General features: G+C 34.9%; 19 protein-coding genes. 3 read left to right on the top strand and 16 right to left on the bottom strand.

What is annotated here, in order from left to right; translation table 11 throughout:
- Nucleotides 1-101 precede the first annotated feature (101 nt).
- Genes ACPUVN_RS05670 through ACPUVN_RS05660 form a run of 3 tightly spaced genes read right to left on the bottom strand, consistent with a single transcriptional unit; the run spans nt 102 to nt 1973 of the window.
- Complete coding sequence (locus tag ACPUVN_RS05670) at nt 102-1118, bottom strand: hypothetical protein (RefSeq protein ID WP_426370144.1); 1017 nt, start codon at nt 1116-1118, stop codon at nt 102-104.
- A 55-nt stretch (nt 1119-1173) separates the two neighbouring features.
- A complete protein-coding gene (locus tag ACPUVN_RS05665; protein ID WP_426357598.1) occupies nt 1174-1335 on the bottom strand; it encodes a lasso RiPP family leader peptide-containing protein in 162 nt (53 codons plus the stop codon).
- 26 nt (nt 1336-1361) lie between these two features.
- A complete protein-coding gene (locus ACPUVN_RS05660; RefSeq protein ID WP_426357599.1) occupies nt 1362-1973 on the bottom strand; it encodes a hypothetical protein in 612 nt (203 codons plus the stop codon).
- Between the two features lie 425 nt (nt 1974-2398).
- On the opposite strand from ACPUVN_RS05660, the gene ACPUVN_RS05655 reads away from it, so the two are divergent.
- Nucleotides 2399-4360, top strand: coding sequence for an asparagine synthetase B family protein (locus ACPUVN_RS05655; RefSeq protein ID WP_426370143.1), 1962 nt, complete (start codon nt 2399-2401; stop codon nt 4358-4360).
- 36 nt (nt 4361-4396) lie between these two features.
- Here ACPUVN_RS05655 and ACPUVN_RS05650 read toward each other — a convergent pair whose 3' ends face one another.
- On the bottom strand, nt 4397-4888 hold the full coding sequence (locus ACPUVN_RS05650; protein WP_426357601.1) for a lasso peptide biosynthesis B2 protein: 492 nt from the start codon (nt 4886-4888) through the stop codon (nt 4397-4399).
- A 54-nt stretch (nt 4889-4942) separates the two neighbouring features.
- A complete protein-coding gene (locus ACPUVN_RS05645) occupies nt 4943-5221 on the bottom strand; it encodes a PqqD family protein (RefSeq protein WP_426357602.1) in 279 nt (92 codons plus the stop codon).
- Between the two features lie 580 nt (nt 5222-5801).
- Here ACPUVN_RS05645 and sppA point away from each other — a divergent pair.
- On the top strand, nt 5802-7658 hold the full coding sequence (gene sppA, locus ACPUVN_RS05640; protein ID WP_426370142.1) for a signal peptide peptidase SppA: 1857 nt from the start codon (nt 5802-5804) through the stop codon (nt 7656-7658).
- 135 nt (nt 7659-7793) lie between these two features.
- Here sppA and ACPUVN_RS05635 read toward each other — a convergent pair whose 3' ends face one another.
- Nucleotides 7794-9530 (bottom strand): hypothetical protein, encoded by a 1737-nt coding sequence (locus ACPUVN_RS05635; protein ID WP_426370141.1) that lies wholly within the window; start codon nt 9528-9530, stop codon nt 7794-7796.
- Nucleotides 9531-9579: 49 nt separating this feature from the next.
- The gene (traF, locus tag ACPUVN_RS05630; RefSeq protein WP_426370140.1) at nt 9580-10881 is read right to left on the bottom strand and encodes a conjugal transfer protein TraF; all 1302 of its coding nucleotides are present in this window, start codon (nt 10879-10881) and stop codon (nt 9580-9582) included.
- A 167-nt stretch (nt 10882-11048) separates the two neighbouring features.
- Here traF and ansA point away from each other — a divergent pair, with 167 nt between their 5' ends.
- Nucleotides 11049-12065, top strand: a complete 1017-nt coding sequence (gene ansA, locus ACPUVN_RS05625) for an asparaginase (RefSeq protein ID WP_426357607.1) — start codon at nt 11049-11051, stop codon at nt 12063-12065.
- A gap of 78 nt (nt 12066-12143) precedes the next feature.
- Here ansA and ACPUVN_RS05620 read toward each other — a convergent pair whose 3' ends face one another.
- From ACPUVN_RS05620 to ACPUVN_RS05580, 9 genes are all read right to left on the bottom strand, one after another.
- Nucleotides 12144-12731 carry a hypothetical protein gene (locus tag ACPUVN_RS05620; protein ID WP_426370139.1) on the bottom strand — a complete coding sequence of 196 codons (588 nt, stop codon included), beginning with the start codon at nt 12729-12731 and terminating at the stop codon, nt 12144-12146.
- Nucleotides 12732-12749: 18 nt separating this feature from the next.
- Complete coding sequence (locus tag ACPUVN_RS05615; protein WP_426370138.1) at nt 12750-13352, bottom strand: AHH domain-containing protein; 603 nt, start codon at nt 13350-13352, stop codon at nt 12750-12752.
- A gap of 192 nt (nt 13353-13544) precedes the next feature.
- Nucleotides 13545-16091 carry a metallophosphoesterase gene (locus ACPUVN_RS05610; protein WP_426370137.1) on the bottom strand — a complete coding sequence of 849 codons (2547 nt, stop codon included), beginning with the start codon at nt 16089-16091 and terminating at the stop codon, nt 13545-13547.
- A 288-nt stretch (nt 16092-16379) separates the two neighbouring features.
- A complete protein-coding gene (locus tag ACPUVN_RS05605) occupies nt 16380-17378 on the bottom strand; it encodes an alpha/beta fold hydrolase (protein ID WP_426357610.1) in 999 nt (332 codons plus the stop codon).
- A gap of 177 nt (nt 17379-17555) precedes the next feature.
- The gene (locus ACPUVN_RS05600; protein WP_426357611.1) at nt 17556-18101 is read right to left on the bottom strand and encodes a hypothetical protein; all 546 of its coding nucleotides are present in this window, start codon (nt 18099-18101) and stop codon (nt 17556-17558) included.
- Nucleotides 18102-18279: 178 nt separating this feature from the next.
- Entirely contained in the window at nt 18280-18570 is a 291-nt protein-coding gene (locus ACPUVN_RS05595; RefSeq protein WP_426357612.1) for a Rho-binding antiterminator, read from the bottom strand.
- Nucleotides 18571-18611: 41 nt separating this feature from the next.
- Complete coding sequence (locus ACPUVN_RS05590) at nt 18612-18887, bottom strand: hypothetical protein (RefSeq protein WP_426357613.1); 276 nt, start codon at nt 18885-18887, stop codon at nt 18612-18614.
- 91 nt (nt 18888-18978) lie between these two features.
- Nucleotides 18979-19395, bottom strand: coding sequence for a group II truncated hemoglobin (locus ACPUVN_RS05585; RefSeq protein WP_426357614.1), 417 nt, complete (start codon nt 19393-19395; stop codon nt 18979-18981).
- Between the two features lie 109 nt (nt 19396-19504).
- Nucleotides 19505-19786, bottom strand: coding sequence for a hypothetical protein (locus tag ACPUVN_RS05580; RefSeq protein ID WP_426357615.1), 282 nt, complete (start codon nt 19784-19786; stop codon nt 19505-19507).
- Nucleotides 19787-20289: the final 503 nt, after the last annotated feature.

Below are 20289 nucleotides of genomic sequence, written 5' to 3'. Positions count from 1 at the left end.
AGACTTCCATAAACACAACTGATTAAAGTTGGTTTATTGTATACTAAAATTAAAATCAAAATGAGTTTTAAATTTAATTTTTTATAAAAAACTTTAACTAACTAACTTTCTAAATCTTTAATAATTGTTTGTTTAACCTTTGGTAAGTACTTCTTACCACTTAAATAAGTGATTTTTTTTACTTTAATGTTTTTAACTAATTCGCTGAGCTTAAAAAATCGTTGTTGCTCTAACGACAGTGCTTTGTATGCACTACCTAATATACTATTTTGTATTAAAAGTATGACTGCTTCAGCAGATGATAATGTTGTAATATTACATACATTTGAATTATTTGTGTTATTTTCAAAATTATTCTTAGATTCTTCAATTCTGTTTAGTATGTAAATAGATTTGAGCTTTTTAGCTTGACTACAAAAGTTAAAACCACTGCTTTCATTTATACTGATTACTTTTTTAGCGAAGCTTTCATGAACTTTTACCAGTTCATCATTATTTTGATTATCGATTATCTCTAGTGTTTCTGGCCACATACGAGCTACAGGCCAGCTTGGATAAATAATATAGTCTTTGTCTTCTTGGTGTAATGCCATCATATCATCAGTCATTACAGCGAATTCTGCTTTACATAACTCTGCAGTAAGTGTTGTTTTACCTGTTCTACTTGGAGCTACAAAGGCTATTGCATGTTCTTTGTACGCTAAAGCATTAGCGTGAATGCAAAGAATATGGTTGAGCTCTAACCACAAGGCTAAACCAATAGTTTGGAAGTAGTGTGCAGAATCTGTTCCTTGATTATGCCAGCTAATATCAATATTGTTTTTACTTATTGTGAATAAACCTTTTCCTTGGCAGTCTATTTTAAGCAAATATTGAGGTGATGCTAAGAGTTCTTGTTTATTTTGATTAATTGTTAAGCTAACAATTGACTGGTAACGCTCGCCTTTGTCTTCCATGATCCAATCAGGTGCTTTGTCTTGAACCGTTTGTTGATTAAACGTATTTAAGTTAAGCGCGCTAAAATTGACATTAATATTGTGCTTAATTTTATGATTTTTAAGATCACAAAAAGGCTCGCAAGCAATACCATGCAAAGGGATTTTATATAAGAGATTCATGAGTAGTTGAAGTTATAAAGCCTATAACAAGTTATAGGCTTTATAAAAAACATAATTAACCTTGGAAAGGATTACGTTTAGTGTGACCACCTTGCTCATCTGGAATACTACCAGAAAAACCTTGGGTAAGTTCAGCAAGATTACCAGCATTAGTTAATACAGGTTTTGTATAAGCTAATTTTTGGTTGTTTTCGTTATTTTCTGTAATAGATTTCATATTATTACTTCCTTGAAATGAGTTAATTAAGATTTTCTACGGAAATTAACTAACGCTAATAAACCCGTAAGAAATACTAAAGCTGTTGCTGGTTCTGAAACTACTGCTTTATCCGTATCAGTTAGGAAAGAGTAGCTAGCGCCTGCTGCTAGTGAGCTATCCCAAGCAATGTTTAATGTTCCAAATAAATCTGGAGCACTATACACGCTAGCAAATGAAGCTGTAGTACCTACATCATCACTTGAAACAAATGGGCGACCTACTTCTGAGTCTGCGGTGTATTCAATAGTTTCTTCGTTATCAAAATAAACGTCAACGATACCAGCATTGATTAACAAGTTAGTTAAACCTGAAGCAGTGTTGTTAAGTAAAACCCACTCACCGAATAATGTATTAGTACTACCATCATAATCGCCGAAAGTTTCACCGCTAAGTGATAAAGACCAATCAGAACCAACTACACTACCAGAAGTAGCATCTGTAGCAGCCCAAGTAACAAGTTCTTGAGTACCGTCAGCAAAAGAAGCAGTAACTTCAATGCCAGCCATATCTGCGCCATTGATAACACTAATAATACCAGCTTGTGAAACCAAACTAGTGGATAATAAAACAGAACCAACTAATAATTTTTTTAACATTTTTCTTCTCCTTAAGAGGAATGAGTATTTACATTAACACTGCACATACAAAAAACGAGCCAAAACAACAAGCCACTTAAATAACATCAACTTACATTAGAGCATTCATCCTAAATACATCCTTTACATTAAGCTGTAAAAAAAACAGACACTGTTTAGAATTAGATGAATATTTTGGTGAAAAAAACCTTTCCCTGAACATAAAACGAACAATTCAATCGTTTTAATATTTCTTTCGAATTATTTTGTGCGGATTATACATTTACTGAATTAATTTTAAACTAAATTCGTTACATTAATGTTGCAATAAATGTTTAATGTAGGAATGATACACAAAATTTTACACGCTATAGCTTCTATAAATTCAACTTATAGAAGAATATAATTCATCTATAGCCTATATATTACTTGGGATTTACTATTATATGGACAATCTATTCGCTGCTTTTACTTTAATATTTAGTAAAGAAAAATTCCAACACAATATAAGAAGCATCACGAATGATAATAATTTATTCTTTAAAAACAAAGAGATTGTTGATGTTGAACTATATTCTCACTGCTTTAGTTATTACTCATTTAATAAGAACTTGGTAAAAAACTTTGATCAATTAACTACAAATATTGATTTTGATTCAGTTGAAAAAAATAGCGATATTGAGCTCCTAGCTAATTGTAGAATTGACAATAAAGATCAACTTTTACCCAAATCATTTGTACAAAACATTAGTGTAAAAAAATCCGACACTGAAAATGATTCACACCTTAGTGAAATGTTTACCCTTCTATATAGTAAATTCGAAGATGATTTACCAAAACACTTAAAAGGTAATTTTACCTATATATTGTGGGACAAGAATAAAGAAGAACTTCATGCTGCTATAGATGCTTTTAGTGGTAGGTCATTATTTTACCTGCAGATTAATGACGAGTTTTATATTGCCTCTGACGCTAAAGTTTTAGCGAGTCACCCAAGCTTAACCCTTACTGTAAATAAACAGGCTATTGTTCAATGGTTATCTGGCAGACCTGATCCTAATATTTCTATGTACAATGAAATTAAGCGCTTACCCTGTGGCCATAAATTAGTTTGGCGTGATAATAAGGTAACCGTTTCTAAGTTTTGGGATATAGATGCAGATAAATCTATTCGTTATAAGAATACTGATGAATATAAGCAGCACTTTTATGATGTGCTTATGCAGAGTGTTTCTAAGCGTTTAGTTACTCCTTCTCAACACTATGATAATTCTCATACGAGTAAGTCATCAGTTTTTTGTCAAATGAGTGGAGGTATGGATTCTACTTCTATTACTGCGTTAGCTAATATAGAAACACAAAAAACAGGCCAAGCACTTCATACACTTTCTCATAGCTATAAAAATACTGAAAGCTGTAATGAGATGGATAACATTAACGATATGATCGAAAAGTTAAATTTATCTCATGCACATTTTGTTGAACTAGATAAGTTTGATGAGATTAATTTTGGTCAACTCTACCCTACTGACTTTGATAGCCCTGGTATTGTTTTATCACCTAAGTATCATGAGGAGCTTTCGTTAATTCAACAATTAGGCGCTACTACACTATTAACAGGTAATGGTGGCGATGAGATTTGTTGGGGTCATAGTTCTACTTATCGTTCTCGCTTATATAAAGGAGAAGTGGGAGTTATTAACGAAGTGGTTAAAGCCTGTGCTGAACTTAACGAGCCTGTTGCTAGTTCTTTAGTTAAGTTATTTGTTAAACCATTAATCCCGAATAGTTTACAAAACTTACTACGTTTAGCCTTAAATAAGCCGCGAATAAACGCAACAGATAATCCAACGTCTGCTTGGTTAACTGAAGAGGCTTTAGGCTTTTTAGATGAAGATGCGTTTACTCGTAGTATTAACAATCCTTTTAATAAGACTTTTGAACCTGCGAAACATGCGCGTTTTCATTCGTTAAAAACAACGTCTACTTATAATTCTATGCGCTCTTATCAAAAAGTAGCTAACAATTATGGGATTGATGTTAGGCATCCGTTCTTTGATGTTGATGTGGTTGAATTTAGTTTTGCTATTCCAGACAGAATGTTAATACAAGGCAGTTATCCTAAATGGTTGTTGAGAAAAACGATGGAAGATCATTTACCTGAATCGGTTGTATGGAATAAGCATAAAACGGTATTCGACCATCATTTTGCTAATTTAGTGAGAAGTAATGAAGATGAACTTCGTGAGCTTTTAAGTCACAGCGGATTGCATGATTTAGGTTTATTAGATAATGACGTGTTAATGCGTGAGTTTGATGAATTGGTGCGTGATCCTAATCGGCATTTGAATGTTGATATGTTGTACGCAATTTTAACTCAGTCTTGGTATCAAACCCATTGCGTATAAACGTGTAGCATTTGTTCTGCTGCTAGCATTATTGGTTTATTTCAATAGCGCTAAGGTGCTTTGATCGTTCAAGGTTTTTAGTTCTTGATAGGTAGATATAACGTCTTTAGAGTCGTTAATTATTTGATTGTTGCTTGATAGCCATGAATGAGCGGCTAGTTTACCTTCTACAAATTTAACGCCTAGGTGTAGTTTTGTTTCAATGTTAAAGCTATTTAGTAGTTCTTTTTGAGATAAGCATCTTCTTAAGCAATTCATGTGTTTGTAATGATTGCGCCCTGCCATTTCATTCAGCTGTATGAGGGTTAGTATTTTTTTCATGCTTGCTGTGTGTGATGTATTCGATACATTACTTATATTAGCTGGCTGATGAGTTTCATTGAGAGGTGAAAGTGGCTGACTGATAATATGCTTTTGCCACTTTTTATAACTTTGTTTAGATACACGCCAATCCCACTTCGCATAAAGTAGCCATGACTTGAGCAATATTGTGTACTCATTAAACGAGAATGAAAAAAGCTTACTCATTTTATTTGCGTTATTGCTCACGTTATTTGCGTACCAATAATGGAAGGTTAAATATTAGCTTGCTTCAATCATAAGGTTTTGAGAAAGCATATTGATAACAAGTTCATTTAAATCTGCACTCACTTGTTCAGCACTTACATCGTATTTAGTGCTCATCATTTCAATTACTTGTTCTACACTCTTACCTTCTTGCAGGTTTTCAATCATGAAAGTGCCAACGGGATCTAAAGTGAAATAGTTGCCATTTTCAGGTTCTAAAATTACGGTTTCGTCATCAACCTTTTGAAAAAGTACGTTACTGACTAGCTGATATTTATTGGTATGTGCAAGCAATGGAAGATCCTTAATATGCAAAGTTTACGGAAAATAAAGTCTATCTACTTGGCTCGTTTATCTGGTTTATTTACATGACTTATTAAGTGATAAGTCAGCCCTGAAAAGCAAGTAACTTTAAGACTGTCTATTATGCTAACTTTGCCAATGTAGTGCAACGACAGTATTTGATAACGAGTCTATATTATGAACTTATTTCTTCTATTCGTTTTTTCTTAGTTAATAAAACAAGCTTCACTCAACAGTTGCAGTTACTCCGTTGTTTACTATTTATCGTATTCGAATTAATTTATATTTATTTACAAATGAATCTACATATATAAGCTAATTTTAAGTAGCATAAGGTTAGTTATTTTAGCTATTGCTGAACTTTCGCGAATCTTTTATCGCTATTTGTTAGTATTCATGTGCATATGAATTTTTGCTAAGCGATTGTTATTATTTGCTTATCGTACATAATAAGATGATAACTCATAAATATCTAAGAAACGTTGTCTGAAATGTTGGTCTAAAAATATTTTAGTATCGAAAGAATTTACCCTCGAACCTCTACAAACTATAAGAAATAAAGAAGTAAAATATGGAAGAAAAACCAAATTTGTTTAAACGTGTATTATATGCTCTTTTTAATGCTATCAATATATCTCGTAAAATAATTCTCAACTTACTGTTTTTCAGTTTAATTATTATATTTTTTGTGTCTGTAACTAATGATAATAATTTAGTTATTGTTGAAAATAATTCAGCACTTATATTAGATATAACTGGCGATATTGTTGAACAAAAGCATCAAGTTGATCCTATGGATACTTTTGTTAATGAAGCTTTAGGTAACGACGAGCAACATCCAGAAGTATTACTTGCAGATATTTTAAGTGCGATCGATTCAGCAGCTTCTGATAGTAGAATTAATTCTTTAATTTTAAAGTTAGACAGAATGGGCAGCTCAGGATTAACCAAAGTTAATATTATTGCTCAAGCACTTGAGAAGTTTAAAGACTCTGGCAAAACGATTACTGCGGTAGGTGAAAACTTCACACAAGATCAATATTACTTAGCTAGTTTTGCTGACGAGATTTGGTTAGATCCTAATGGTTGGTTAATTTTAGACGGTTATGGACGTTACCAGCTTTACTACAAATCAGCTATCGAAAAGCTTTCAATCACTCCTCATGTATTTCGAGTCGGTACGTATAAATCAGCTGTTGAACCTTACATGCGTGATGATATGTCTGAGCAAGCTAAAGAGTCTAATAAGCTTTGGTTAAATGATTTATGGAGCAAGTATAAAGCAGATGTTGCTGATCAACGTGGTTTTGCTGTTACTAACTTTGACGAAAACTCTGAGACTTTAATTACTAAGCTTGAAGCTGTAGGTGGAGATTTAGGTCAGTATGCATTAGACAATGGTTGGGTTGATTCTTTAAAGACACGCAATCAAGTTAAGCTCGCTTTAAATGAAATGTTAGGTGTTGAAGATGGCGATGATAATTTCCGTTCAGTTAACTTTCGTGAGTATTTATCAACGCTAACGTTGGATTTTCCTATTCAACATGCTTTTACAGATAACGTAGCTGTAGTTGTTGCTAAAGGTACTATTTTAAACGGTACACAAAAAACGGGCATTATTGGTGGCGATAGCACAGCGCGTTTATTAAGAGATGCTCGCGAAGATGATAGCGTTAAAGCTGTTGTTTTACGTGTTGATAGCCCTGGTGGTAGTGCTTTTGCTTCTGAGATAATTAGACAAGAAGTTGAGCTACTTAAGCAATCAGGTAAGCCTGTGGTTGCTTCAATGGGAACTTACGCAGCTTCAGGTGGTTATTGGATTTCAGCATCGGCTGACAAAATTTACGCTTCTCCAACCACCATTACGGGCTCTATTGGTATTTATGGTTTGATGATGACCTTTGAAAATGCTTTAAGTAAATTAGGTGTTTATACCGATGGTGTTGGTACTACTGAGTTTGCTGGCTTCAGCCCTACTCGTCCAATCTCGGATGGTGTTGCTCAAATTATTCAAATGAATGTTAACAAAGGTTATCAAGATTTTATTACGCTTGTGGCCGATAACAGAAATATGACTAAACAAGAAGTTGATTCAATTGCCCAAGGTAGAGTTTGGTCTGGCGCTAAAGCGAAAGAGTTAGGCTTGGTTGATGAGTTAGGTTCATTAGAAGACGCTATTATCGCTGCTGCTGATTTAGCTGAGATTGAAGACTACGGTACAATTCTGATTGAAAAAGAGTTGTCGCCAACGGATCTACTTTTGAAGAATGTGTTTGGTCAAGCGAGTGCTTTTTTACCTGAGTCTACTTTTGCCCTTAGCCCAATAGAAAAAGCTATGGCTAAACTTAAAGGTGAATTAGAGTCGTTAACCTACCTGAATGACCCTAAGAACATTTATATCTTGTGTATGAGTTGTGATATTCATTAAAGGTTTGTTCTGAACTAGATAAAATTTTGAAATAAAAAAGCCCGATTAAATTTAATAATCGGGCTTTTGTGTTTCTGCTTCTAGCTTTTACTTACTTATATTTACTTGCTTATATTTTTTTATAAGACAAATAACTTACAAACCAATACGTGACGGTAATCTTTCTTGGCATTGTGCCGCTGATGTAGGAACTATAGTGCTATCTGTTAAGCCATCTTCACTATGATAGACATTTAAGTCGCCATCGAAATCGAAACGTACTTTTTCATAATCGATATTGGTAATGGTTTCGTTACCCGCAGGTTTTAAGATTGCTTGGTAAGTTGCACCCAAGAAGTTAATGGTTAATAAAGTGCTGTAACTCTCTGTGCTGGTTTCAGATGCTCCGAGTAACGACCAATAGCCATCAACAAGATCGCCACGGGTATTACCTTCGCCTAATGTTCCATTACTTGATGCTCCATCGATATATTTAACACAAGCTGAAAATGAGCCTTCCGTGTCTGTTGCTGCGCCATCAAAGTAAAACTCGACTTCTTTATCATCTAAATTGTTAGGGCTAACACCTAAGTTAAGATCTGATACTTTTAGCGTGTAACCACCAAGTTGTGTGAATGGTTCTGCATCTGACGGTAATGTACTTGCCTGTACAATATCTTCGAGTGAATCAAAATCAGTCCCCGTAAAATCATTAACAGCTAAACTGGCGAGATCTGCATTTGCTAAAGATAAACTCAGAACTAAAGCATCTGGTAATGTGCGATCTAGATCCGTTAAAAATGCGACGGCGTTCTCAATACTGGTGTCGGTAAAACGTTCATTTATCGATTTGATTAATAAACTTTCAATAGCACGTACGCCACCTAATGTTGTAGTTTCAGATATTGAAACATCAGGAATAATTAAACTATCGATAACTAAAGAAATAGAACTTGCTACGTTTGCAGCACGCGTAATATTTTCAGGGTTAGTAACACTGCCAATATCAGCAGGTAAGTTAATGTCTTTACGTAGGTAAATGTCTTGTAGTGCACTTTCTGCATTATCAAAAATATTTATTAAGTCGTCTGTGCTTGCTAAAACCGTGTCTAAGTCGTTAGCTGAAATTATTATTTGATTAGCCAGTTGCGTATAAATAGCACTTGATGCATCGTTAGGTGTGCCAAGCTCTTCACCAATTTCATTGTAGGTATCTGTTAGTCGGTCTGATAACACTGATACCACTTTATGTACTTTAAGCGCTGTATTTAACAACGAGCTATCGATACTACCTGCGCCATCTGTATTTAAGTAATCAATATCAAGATCAACTTCATCGATGCTTAATGCTGACAATACACTGGCTCGTTCAGCTTCACTGGTAATATCCGTTAGAATTGATGTTAATGGTGAAATAACGGTATCACTTGCTCCTGCTTCTGAAATACCTGAGATTCTTCGACTTAGTTGACCTTGAAATGGTTCGCCTGTTAATACATCGTAACCACCATCAATGCGTATTACTGCGGTTTCAAGCACGCCAACATTGGTTAAACAGTACTGACTTTGTTCAGCTGTTGCTGTGTCGGCACAATAGTCTGCACCTGTATTTGGATTGTTTGAGTAGTAACCTTGATTATCGGTAAAAGCGTATGCTTCCCATGCGTTACGTGTAGCGTCGTTATTGGTGTCTATGTAGACTAATGATCTTGCTAAATAACCATCAATGGCTTGACCACTAAATACTTGCTCTGTGACTGTAGGTGTACCTTCATCTTGATCTGTTCCGCCACATGCACTTAATATAATTGCAGTAGTTAAAGCCATAGCTATTTTTGATTTTAGCTTTGGTTTAAATGTTGAATTTGAGGTAGAGCTAATTAAATTTTTCATTCTGTTTACCCTAATGCTGATAAATTAAAGCGAGATTAAATCACTGTAATTAAAACTGTTCTTGAATACTTAGTGAAAAACCAAAGCGACGTGGAGTAGAAGAGTCATCAATTTCTACGCTGTCTAAGCCATATTCAAAATCAAGCGCTACAATATCAAATAATGTTAGCCCTGCTGTTATGGTTGAAATTTTAGAGCCTGCCAAGTTTTTATGATATCCAGCGCGTATTGAAGGAATAATGTATCCATCAGAATGATAAGCAACCGAGGTGTGAAGCCATTGATTGTCGTCGCCAATAATATCGTCGTATTTAGCAAGATCTAGAGCTGCAGAAACTTCAACTTCGTTTGATAGTTTGTATAAGCCATCAAGTCGAGCTGTGGCATTTTTTGTATGCACTTCGTTGGCACTAATTTGACCTACTGTTTGGGTGAAGAATTTAGCCGACTCACAATTAGCTCTTGAAGATGTGTTTTCAGCAATGCTTTCACAGTTAGTGCCTATTTCGCCGTATTCAAATTCTGGCGAGTTAATATTCTCAAACGTTAAACCTACACGGTAAGTTTCTGCATCCCACACTAAACCGACATCAACGCCGAAATCGCTGGTTGAGTCTTGATTTTGATCGTATTCATCACGAATTAACTCGCTTAAGTTTTCGCCAGCAAGTTCAATAATAGGAAGCACTTGTTTACTTAACTCCATGGTGATGTATTTAAATTTACCACCCGCATAAAGTTTACCTAAATGATGATTAAAGACTTCGCGCCCATAACTTACGGCAAAGGTTTGTTCGATACCTGATTTTACGTACAAGGCAGAAGCTGTGGCAAAAGAGTTGTTTTGATTATTGTACGATAACTCTGATGCTAAGAAGCTTACGCCTGCTTGTACGTTAACTGAATAGTCGAAACCAATTGTGCCTTGTAGCGTTTCTGAATAAAAATAAAGAGGTAATAAAGGGGCATTCATACCTGCGTTAATTTTTACATAACCACTTTCGCCAGCTCGATCAATTACATCATTAAAGCGATCTAACACTGCACTTGGTTCATCTGTGGTTAAACTCGGATCATCAATTATGTCTGCAAGTTCTTCTAAATCGTCAGCAAAGTTGTCAACCTCCCCTATTTCTACATTAAATCCAAAAGTTGGAAAATATGACATTCTCATATTTTCACCTTCGTTAAGAATTAAAGCATTCATGGCTGGATTATAAGAAGCAGAAGAAAGGGACGCTGATGAAGATGATGGACCTAGCGACATAGCGGAACCTGTATTAATTGAACTGCTATCGGCGTGAACGTTACAAGCCATTAAAATAGAAGTGGCGATTATAAGTTTTTTCATTCATGGGTCCTTTATAGAATATATTACGTTATAATTAGCATAGCTTATAAACTCACATTTGGTTACATGTTTTTTATAATAAAATCAACATGTTAAGATTTGTTCAATATAATGTTAAAATTTAATTAACGTTTCAACAAACTTCAGTTTCTGGATAAAATAACACAATGAAAAAACGCATTTATATTGCCTATACAGGCGGTACTATTGGTATGAAAGCCAGTGAAAACGGTTACATACCTGAAACAGGTCATTTAACAGAATCAATATTGGCTAATGTGGATTTTCAACGTGATGAAATGCCTGATTTTACTATTCAAGAGTATTCGCCGCTAATCGACTCATCTAATATGTCGCCAAGTGATTGGCAGTTTATTGCTGAAGATATTAAAGCGCACTATCACGATTATGATGGCTTTGTTGTATTACACGGCACTGACACTATGGCTTATACCAGCTCGGCTCTGTCATTCATGTTCGAGAATTTATCTAAGCCCGTAATTGTAACGGGATCGCAAATCCCACTGAGTCAATTACGTTCAGACGGACAAGTTAATTTATTAAACTCGTTATATATTGCGGCTAATTTTCCTATTGCTGAAGTAGGTTTGTATTTTAATAACCGACTGTACAGAGGTAATAGAAGTATTAAAGCTTTTGCTGATGGTTTTAATGCCTTTGATTCACCAAATTTACCTCCATTGTTAGAAGCTGGAATTAACATTAATGTGATTGAAGGTAAGTTATCGACAATAGCTAAAGCCGACATACAACCATTAACATTGAGCGATATTACGCCTCAACCTATTGGTGTTGTGCATCTTTATCCGGGTATAAGTTCTGATGTATTGAAAAATATTATTCAGCAACCTGTTAAAGCGTTAATCATTAGAAGTTACGGTGTTGGTAATGCACCACAAGATAAAGACTTGCTTGAATGTATTAAAACCGCCAGCGATAACGGCATTATTATTGTGAACTGCAGTCAATGCATTAAAGGCACAGTAAACATGGACGGATACGCTACGGGTAACGCGTTGAGTAAATGCGGTGTTATTGGTGGAGTTGATATGACCCTTGAAGCTACGTTAACTAAGTTACATTATTTGTTAAGTAAAAACCTACCTGCAGATGAAATACGTCAGTTAATGCAAACTAATTTACGTGGTGAGTTGACTAAGTAAGTATCACCAAGAAGCTCAGTTTCTGGGAAATGCTATCTATCATCAAAGTCCTATTTAGATGATAGACAGGCAATTAGATTAAGACAAATTAACTTCTTTAAAGACTAAGCCTGAAAGATTTTCTGTTTGAACTTTGTCATAAAACCCACCCTTTTCGTCTGTACAATATGTTGCTAACCCAACACCTTCAACAAGAAATAATCCGTTAGTGTTGATTTCGGATTTCTTTAATACGAGTTTTTCAAATCTTCGAGTTCGACTAGGTCGTCCATTCTTCATGTTTCGAATGGTTAACTCTTCATCAATCGCATTTTGTTTACCTATAATATGAAGAGCAAACCAAGTTTCATTATTAAGTGTAAGAGGTAAAAGTTCACAACAATCTTTCAAGCAGTCTTTAAGGGTATTGGCGGTATCTTCAGAAACTGTGAAAATTGTAGCTCCCCATCCCGCAATATCTGGCTTGATTAATCCATCATTTTCTTCACCTGAAATGATCATCCACTCCGTCGTTGGTTTTCGCCATTTATTACCTTTAGCAATGCCATCAAATATGTAAATAGTGTCATTATCTTTGTCTAAGATTTGATCTAAAACTGTAGTTTGAAGAAGTAAGTATTGTCCTACATTTACGCTGACAGAATAAACTTTATTAAATGTTGTCATCTTGTTAAACCTATATTGTTAATCTTGATATACTTCGTGAATAGGGAATTCACCTGTTTGGAGATCTTCCGCAATATCTTGTAATGTTTCTATGATCTCTTTACGTCCTAGACCTTCAGCAATTGTTTGTTCTAACAAATACTCTACATTTAAATAGTATTCTTTAGTATGTAAGGTTGAATGTGAATATGCTTTCGGCATACATTTCATTGGTAGGTGTCTGGAAAATCGAGGAAGAAAAACACCATTAGCAGCATGGTCAATATCAATCCCAAAAGCAGCTAGTCTAAGTCGGCTTTGTGATGCTCTTATATCATTCCAAGCCACAATATGATGAGCAGCAGTATTTTCTGGCCTTTTAGATTTACTATTCAAGATCATATTGTCACTAAGCTTCTTACTGTGATTTTTATTATGTTCCCAAAGAATATTTCGGCTTAAAATATATTCTTCTTTATTGATTAATCCTTTTTTATAATGAACAGAGTTTACTATATCTCCTTTATACATTATTGCATATTGTTGCGCTTGTTGCTTAGCTAGAGCTTTATTACCAGTAACGTTAATTAGATCTTGTTCTAATTCTTGTAGTGTTAAATATTCTACTTCCTGTTGTAACATAACAGCAATATCCTTATCGATGAAAAAATCATATTACATTCAACATTATTCAAATAAAGTTTTTTATTGTAAATAAATATTATTAAACGTGATAAAAAGCGATAACGGTTTTAAATCGTTATCGCTTTTTTAGTTTCTGATTTATTGTTATGAATAGCTGCTTAGCAACTCTTATACATAATCAATCATTTATTACTCAGCAGTTACTGTGTTTTCAATAAGAGCAAAACGTCCGTCTTTGTGAGTAAATCCCCACACTGTGTTGTTATTATGGTTATAACCCCATAAGTAAGTTCCACAACTGCTGTCTACGTCACTTGGTGCACTACCCGCTCCTGATTTAAACATTACGCTGAAATCATCTGAGTATGATGTTTCTGTAAAACAGCTATCAGCAAGAAACTCTTCCCATTCGCCCGTTTCTTCATTGTAACGACCTATGGTTAAGGTGGTTAAGTCGATACCTTCAGGCGCTGTCATTGCAATGGTCATAGCATCCGCTTCGTCGTCTGCAGTAACTATCCCATCACGGACTACATTGGTTGGGTTTGTTGTTTCAACCGCATCTTTATCGAAGAACAATTCAGATGGCGAGCTAGCTTGTACAAAACCATTGGTATTTTTGTATGACCCATCTTGATTTAAGTTACCGTTAATGAATAAAATATCTGAAACAGTTTTTTCATCATTGTCTGTAAACCAACTTAGTGATAGTAGCTCATTCATCGCTTGTTCTTCGCGTGGAATGTTATACGCATTAGCAAAGCTGGTGTATTCGCCTTTACCTGTTCCAAGTTCATCTTCGTAGTTTGCGTGAACACCTACTTGCTTGCTGTCTTGTGTATCGGTAGTTAGCATTTCAACACTGTTGTAGGTTAAGTTAAAACCGTCAAGTATTGCTGCTTCTGTGCCTATGTAACCTTCTTCGTCCGGCGTTTTAGTTGTGGTCCAGTAAGATTCATAAGGAGATACAACACGTTGTAATGCATCATTAGTGTAACTTGCGTTATCGCCTAAACTCCATTCAATTGGAATGATTTCTTCTACTGTAGTTCCTGAGCTGTCTACATCGTATTGGATCCAAGCATTTTGATTTTCATCCCAATATGTGCCCATGTTCATATCAGCTTCTGAGAAATTAACGGGTGCATAATAATTTTTGAAGGTAATTTGACGACCATTAACTTCTACAATCACGAACGAGATTTTGTTCGATTTTTCGTATTTGGTTAGGTCTTTATCGTACTGACTATTAGTACCTTCATAATCGCCTACTTGGGCAAAGTTATCTTGCGCTAAACCTGTCTCGTATTTGTCGTGAATACCGTAGCGATTGTTATAAGCTTTCCAAGATGCATTACCCGCTACAATTTGAGTAAAGCCTACTGACGGATTGTTATTGTCTGGATGAATTAAGCTACGAGAATACTGATGATCGTGTCCTGCAATGTAGTTAACGTTATATTCGCTTAATAAGTTAAGTACGTTGTCTAGCAAACCTGGTGACGATTCGTCTTGTAGTTCTAAGTAACCTAGTTGTCCTGTGTCTAAACCTAAAATACCTGGCTCAGTTTCGTTTTCGCTTTCACCGTTATCTTCATTACTTAATGAACTGATGTAATCAAAATATTCGTCGTAGTTATAAACCGATGGACGCTTTTTAGTTGATAAAGCTTCATGGCCAAACATAACAATATGATCAACCGTTGAACCTTTAGTTTCTAATACATTTTTTAACCAGTCGTAAATCAATAACCATGTGCCTTCGTAGCTAACTGATACTAGATCGCTAGCGTAAAAATCAAGTGCGATAAATAGCGTATTGTTTTGTACTGTGTAGTACATCAGATCTTCAATTTCTTCGTAACCAACAATTTCGCCATCAGCTAAGCCTTGAGTTAATAAGCTTCCAGGGTATTCTTTATAAAGCTTATATCCTTGATCAAAATTTCCTGAGTCTTCCTCGGTATAAGCATCGATACCGTTGTCAATGTTATTAACTGAACGATTATCGGTTGTGTCTACTTCTGTGGTGAACCAGCTTAACCAATCGTAACCATCAACAATTTCATGATTACCACGAACGGGTAGCACTGTCATGCCAGCTTCAGTTAATGGATTGGCAACTTTGTTCATCCATTCTACGTATTCGTTTTCTGTACGTACATCGGTCATGTCACCAACGGCTAATACAACAGAAACACCTTCAGCTTTTATTTTAGAAACAATAGGATCAACGAGAAGTGCTGGTAGATGTTTAAAATCGTAAGGAGTGTCTGAACGTTCGTTGCTCGCTATCGCAACTGGAGTAGCACCGTTAGCAAGTGGGTCACCATTTTCGTTAGCAAAAAATGCATTGTAAGGGTCTGAAACATCTATTTTCCAGCCTTCACCATCAAAAATGTCATCGTTGTTTACGTCATATCCAATATCAATTGATAAAGTGATATCGTCGTATGTGTGGATAATAGTTTGTTTGTAATCGTCATCATCACGACCTTGTGTGTCTGGAATTACAGCAAATCGCCACACGTTATCATTATTGTTTTCGGCAAGTACGTTAGCACCTTTGGTGATTGAAAGTGTTGCTTCATCTGAGGAGTCTTCTACGACTTCTTCAATAATTACTTCTGGGATATCAGGTGTGATCTCTGGAGTGGGACTTGAACTGTCGCTATTACATGCAGTTAATGTTTGTGTAATAGCAATGACTAGAGCCGTTTTTTTTAAAACCTTCATTATAATATTCAACCTATCACTGGGTTTTTGATAGCTCAATAATTCGAAAGATGTATCGAGCTTTTGGATAAACGATGCATGTTAGAGAACCTTTGTGACAGATTAATGATAGAAATGTGTCGGATTTATGTCATTGAATTTATTTGGTTTTAAGGTGGTTTGTTTTGTGAACAGCAAAGAGAAATTGTAGATAAAATAAAGTCAGTAAAGTTTTTTACCTTACTGACTTTTGTTTATTCGATTAGAAATAAAAACTAGTGCTAATCGTTAAGCTATTAAGATGTTCTGTTATTCACTTTCAGCTAGCGCTTTATCGAATGCTTTGATAAATGCGCTGTAATCTTCATAGTGTGGCATGTGACCTAAACCATCAAGTTCGTATAGCGTAGATCCCTTAATCAGCTTATGTGCATTTTTGCCTAAGTTTTTATAATCACCAAGTGTTCTTGTAACGCCTGGCTTTTTGAATCCTCTACCTGGTCCTGTGTTATCTCTTGTTCCGATAATTAGAAAGGTGTCGTTAGTGATTTGTGGAAATTTATCTACCATATTCTCAGCAAATATAGGTCCGTAAGTTAAGGCGTTGTTCCATGCAACTACTTGCCAATCTTCACCTGCAAGCATTCCTTTTAATGGTACTAGCAGTTCTTCATATTTGTTTGACCATTTACCATCATAGTAATTTTTTTGTTGGTAGCTTCTGGCTTTATCAAGTGTTGATGCAAGCTGCCCTTTGTAGAAGAAGTTTGTGTCTTTAAATTCAACATACTTGCTGTAGTCTTCCAATCCAATAGGATTAATAAGAATCAGCTTATTAACTGACGCGCTATAATTAACAGCAAAGGTTACTGCAACCATTCCACCCATTGAATGACCTACAACGTCATACTTTTTAATATTCAAACTGTCTAACAGTGATTTAGTATTTAACGCTAGTTGCGGAAAGCTGTATTGATAAGACGCTGGCTTAGATGATTTACCAAATCCAATTTGATCAGGAATAATTACCCGGTAATTTTTCTTCAATAAGTCATTAGCTGTTTGTTCCCAGTAGTAACCAGAAAAGTTTTTGCCATGAAGCAATACGATAACTTTATCTGCATCTTTATTGCCAATATCCATGTAACGCATTTTCAGTTCTTGATTTTGAGAATTGAAGTGAAACGTTTGTACATCAAATGGGTAATCAAAACCATCGAGTTCTTTGTTGTACTTCACTGCTGTTTCAGCGAATGCCTGCGTGGTAAACAAGAAAGCTGTGACGAAAATCAATACTATTTTTTTCATGTTTTCTCCATAGATATAAATGACCCAATAAACGTAAAGTTATGGGTAATGATTTATTGTAATCAATGGGTGATGATCTTGTTACTGCTTTTAGGGTAGCTAGAGCAAGCTTTTGTAAAATGATATTTCAATTGGCGAGGTAGAAAAGAATAATAAAACGATGCGCCGCATTTTAGATTACTCGCTCAACGATGAGTTAATCGCATTAATTTCTGAAAAATGCGTGGCAAGTTCAGTAGCGATTGAATGATGTTTAGCTGGCTGTGTGATTTTATTGTTTTGAGGGCGATATAAAACAGACTGTTTTGGCGGTGTAATGCTTTTAGATGATAGTTCTTTAATCGACACTAAAGCTAACGCTAAAGGTGGATGATTGGCATTAGGTTTTAGCGCTGTTGGTTTTATTTTTTGTTCTGAAAAAAGGTTAGCGCCTACAGGTAAATAAGCTTTAACCGTGAGTAAAGAAATAGTAATAACCGAAAGTGCCGAAAAGCTTTTAACAAGCGCTTGTGTATTGTTACGCACTAAAAATATTATAACGAGTGAAGCTGCCATAATAAAAACGCCTGCTAACACACCATAGCGCATGTAAGTTGTGGCATCGCGTGTAGTAAACCATTCTTGGCGTGTATCGATTAACGACAAAGACATAAAAATAACGCATACGATACTAGCGATCAGAATAAGATCTGACCAAAACTTTGAATTTTTTGTTACTAACATTCAAGGCTCCTAGCGTTATAGTTAGTTATCTCATTATAGTGAGTATAAAGAGTTATGGGTTAATAGCAGGTTAAGAAATAAAGACTGCTATAAATGATTTCTGTTACGTATATTGATTGAACTCGGTTTACATTAATGCTTAATTTGATTTGTAAGAGCTTAATCTGATTTCAAAAAATTAGCTAAATGAAACCACTTTAAAATGTGGATTTTCAACAACAACTTCTAACGATGCTAAGTTATTCAATGGTATTAAGCTTTCAGTCGTATTATCTACCTTTTTGATATTCTGCATATTAACATCAAAAGTACTTTTACAGCTTACTTTAATACATTCTTCTCTTGCATCATTATATTTTGTATCAAGGGCGATACATTTAATAACGGTGTTATTTTTCATGGTTAATTTGACAGGATATTTATGCATACAGACAATTTCAATATAATCGTATAAGTGGCAACTGATCACGCGAACACCTCAAAATAAGCCATTAACTTAATACTTCAAAGCTATACAACAAATACCACTATAGCAGCGGTAACACCTAATACAGAGTAATGTGGCGCTCCGTTTGGTACTTTGTCTAATAACCAAAAGCAAACAAAGCCTAAAGCAAACAATATAGCGCTACCAATAAATACGCCAGCAAGCGGGTTACCCATTATCAAACCTGCAACCGCTAAAGGAATACTAAACAGTAAAGCTGAAAAATAAGGTTCTTTTTTCATTAAATATAATTTATATGAAGCTGCCAACATAAGAAGTGCGAAGATTAAAAAGATCATAGTTTTCCGTTTGTTAATGTAATTTGTTTAAGTGTTTAAGTGTTTAAGTGTTTAAGTGTTTAAGTGTTTAAGCAAGATTAACTTTGAAAGTTCAGCCTGCTGATACTTTTCTTATTCTTTCTGCTGGAACTCGTAACTGCTCCATTAAGTAGACCTTGAATGCTGCTTCATAATTTTGCTTATCTACAGCTTTTTGCATACACAGTAGCCAAGCTTGAGTTTCGTCTTCACCAACAGATAAATGTTTATGAGCTAATGGAATATTTATACTACCAAAATGCTCTGTATATAACTTAGGTCCACCCAGCCAACCTGAAAGAAAGTAAGCCAGTTTTTTACTTGAAAGCGATAAATCTTCTGCGTGCATGTTTCTAACTTTTTTAGCTGCAGTAAGTGTTGCCATGTTGTGATAAAACTCATCAACAAGTTGCGTAATACCGGCTAACTCCCCTGCCATTTTGTAAGAATTATCGCCTACGCCGTATTCACAGCTTTTGTTATTCGTCATTTATGCAGATTCTTTTGTATTGTTATTCTAACTTTTAGGTTTGTACTTCAAATAGCTCAATAGTTTCATAAAACTTTATGTTCTGACAAAGCTTTAAATTCTCACTAAGCTATAAAATTGAAATACCCGACACTTCAAGAACTGATTTAGCGTTGGCGCGTTCAATAATTTTAACTAATGCTGATTGAATAACTTCGCTTTCTCGTGCGTTGTCTTTACTGGTGAACTTTTCTTCTTGAGCTTCAGCACCTTCTTCAAAGGTAAAACCTACAACAACTAAGGTTGCACATTCGGCTGTTTCACCAAAATATTCGATGGAAATTTGTGGATAACCTTTATCACCCGCTTTTACTAATTTGGCTATGCGTTTTTTAGCTTTATCTACATGCATTTTTATTTCCATTTAATTTAAATATTTACTTAGCGTCAATTTATATGAATAGCTTTAAAGATCAAAGTAATAAAAACACTAATTTGTGTATGATCTGCGTTTTTTAACTTCAACTTCGTTAAAGATGCTTTTGTAAAAATAATATAGAGAAGATTTAAGGGTTAATGAATAAAAAAGCTAATCACTTTATAGACAATTTCTTTTCATCTATGTAGATGGCTAATTAATAGTAAAATAAAATAACTGAGCTTAATTGCTTAACATTTAATCACAACTTGTAGTTTTATGATCATCTACGTTAAACTTAGCACCCTTAAATCACTTTAGTTGATTTAATATGAATAAAACATTGTTAAATAGACCAAATAATTATTTGCTATAAAGTTAATATCAGCAATAATGTGTCTTCACTATTTTCACGGGTTATAGTTCTAAATCGGCTATGCCTTAAATCCTGGTTGGATTACACGGTAATCATTCAGAATAATCAATTAGTAGAGTTC

The sequence above is a fragment of the Pseudocolwellia antarctica genome, assembly GCF_049933045.1.
GTDB lineage: Bacteria > Pseudomonadota > Gammaproteobacteria > Enterobacterales > Alteromonadaceae > Pseudocolwellia.
This window is presented reverse-complemented; position numbering and strand designations above follow the sequence as displayed.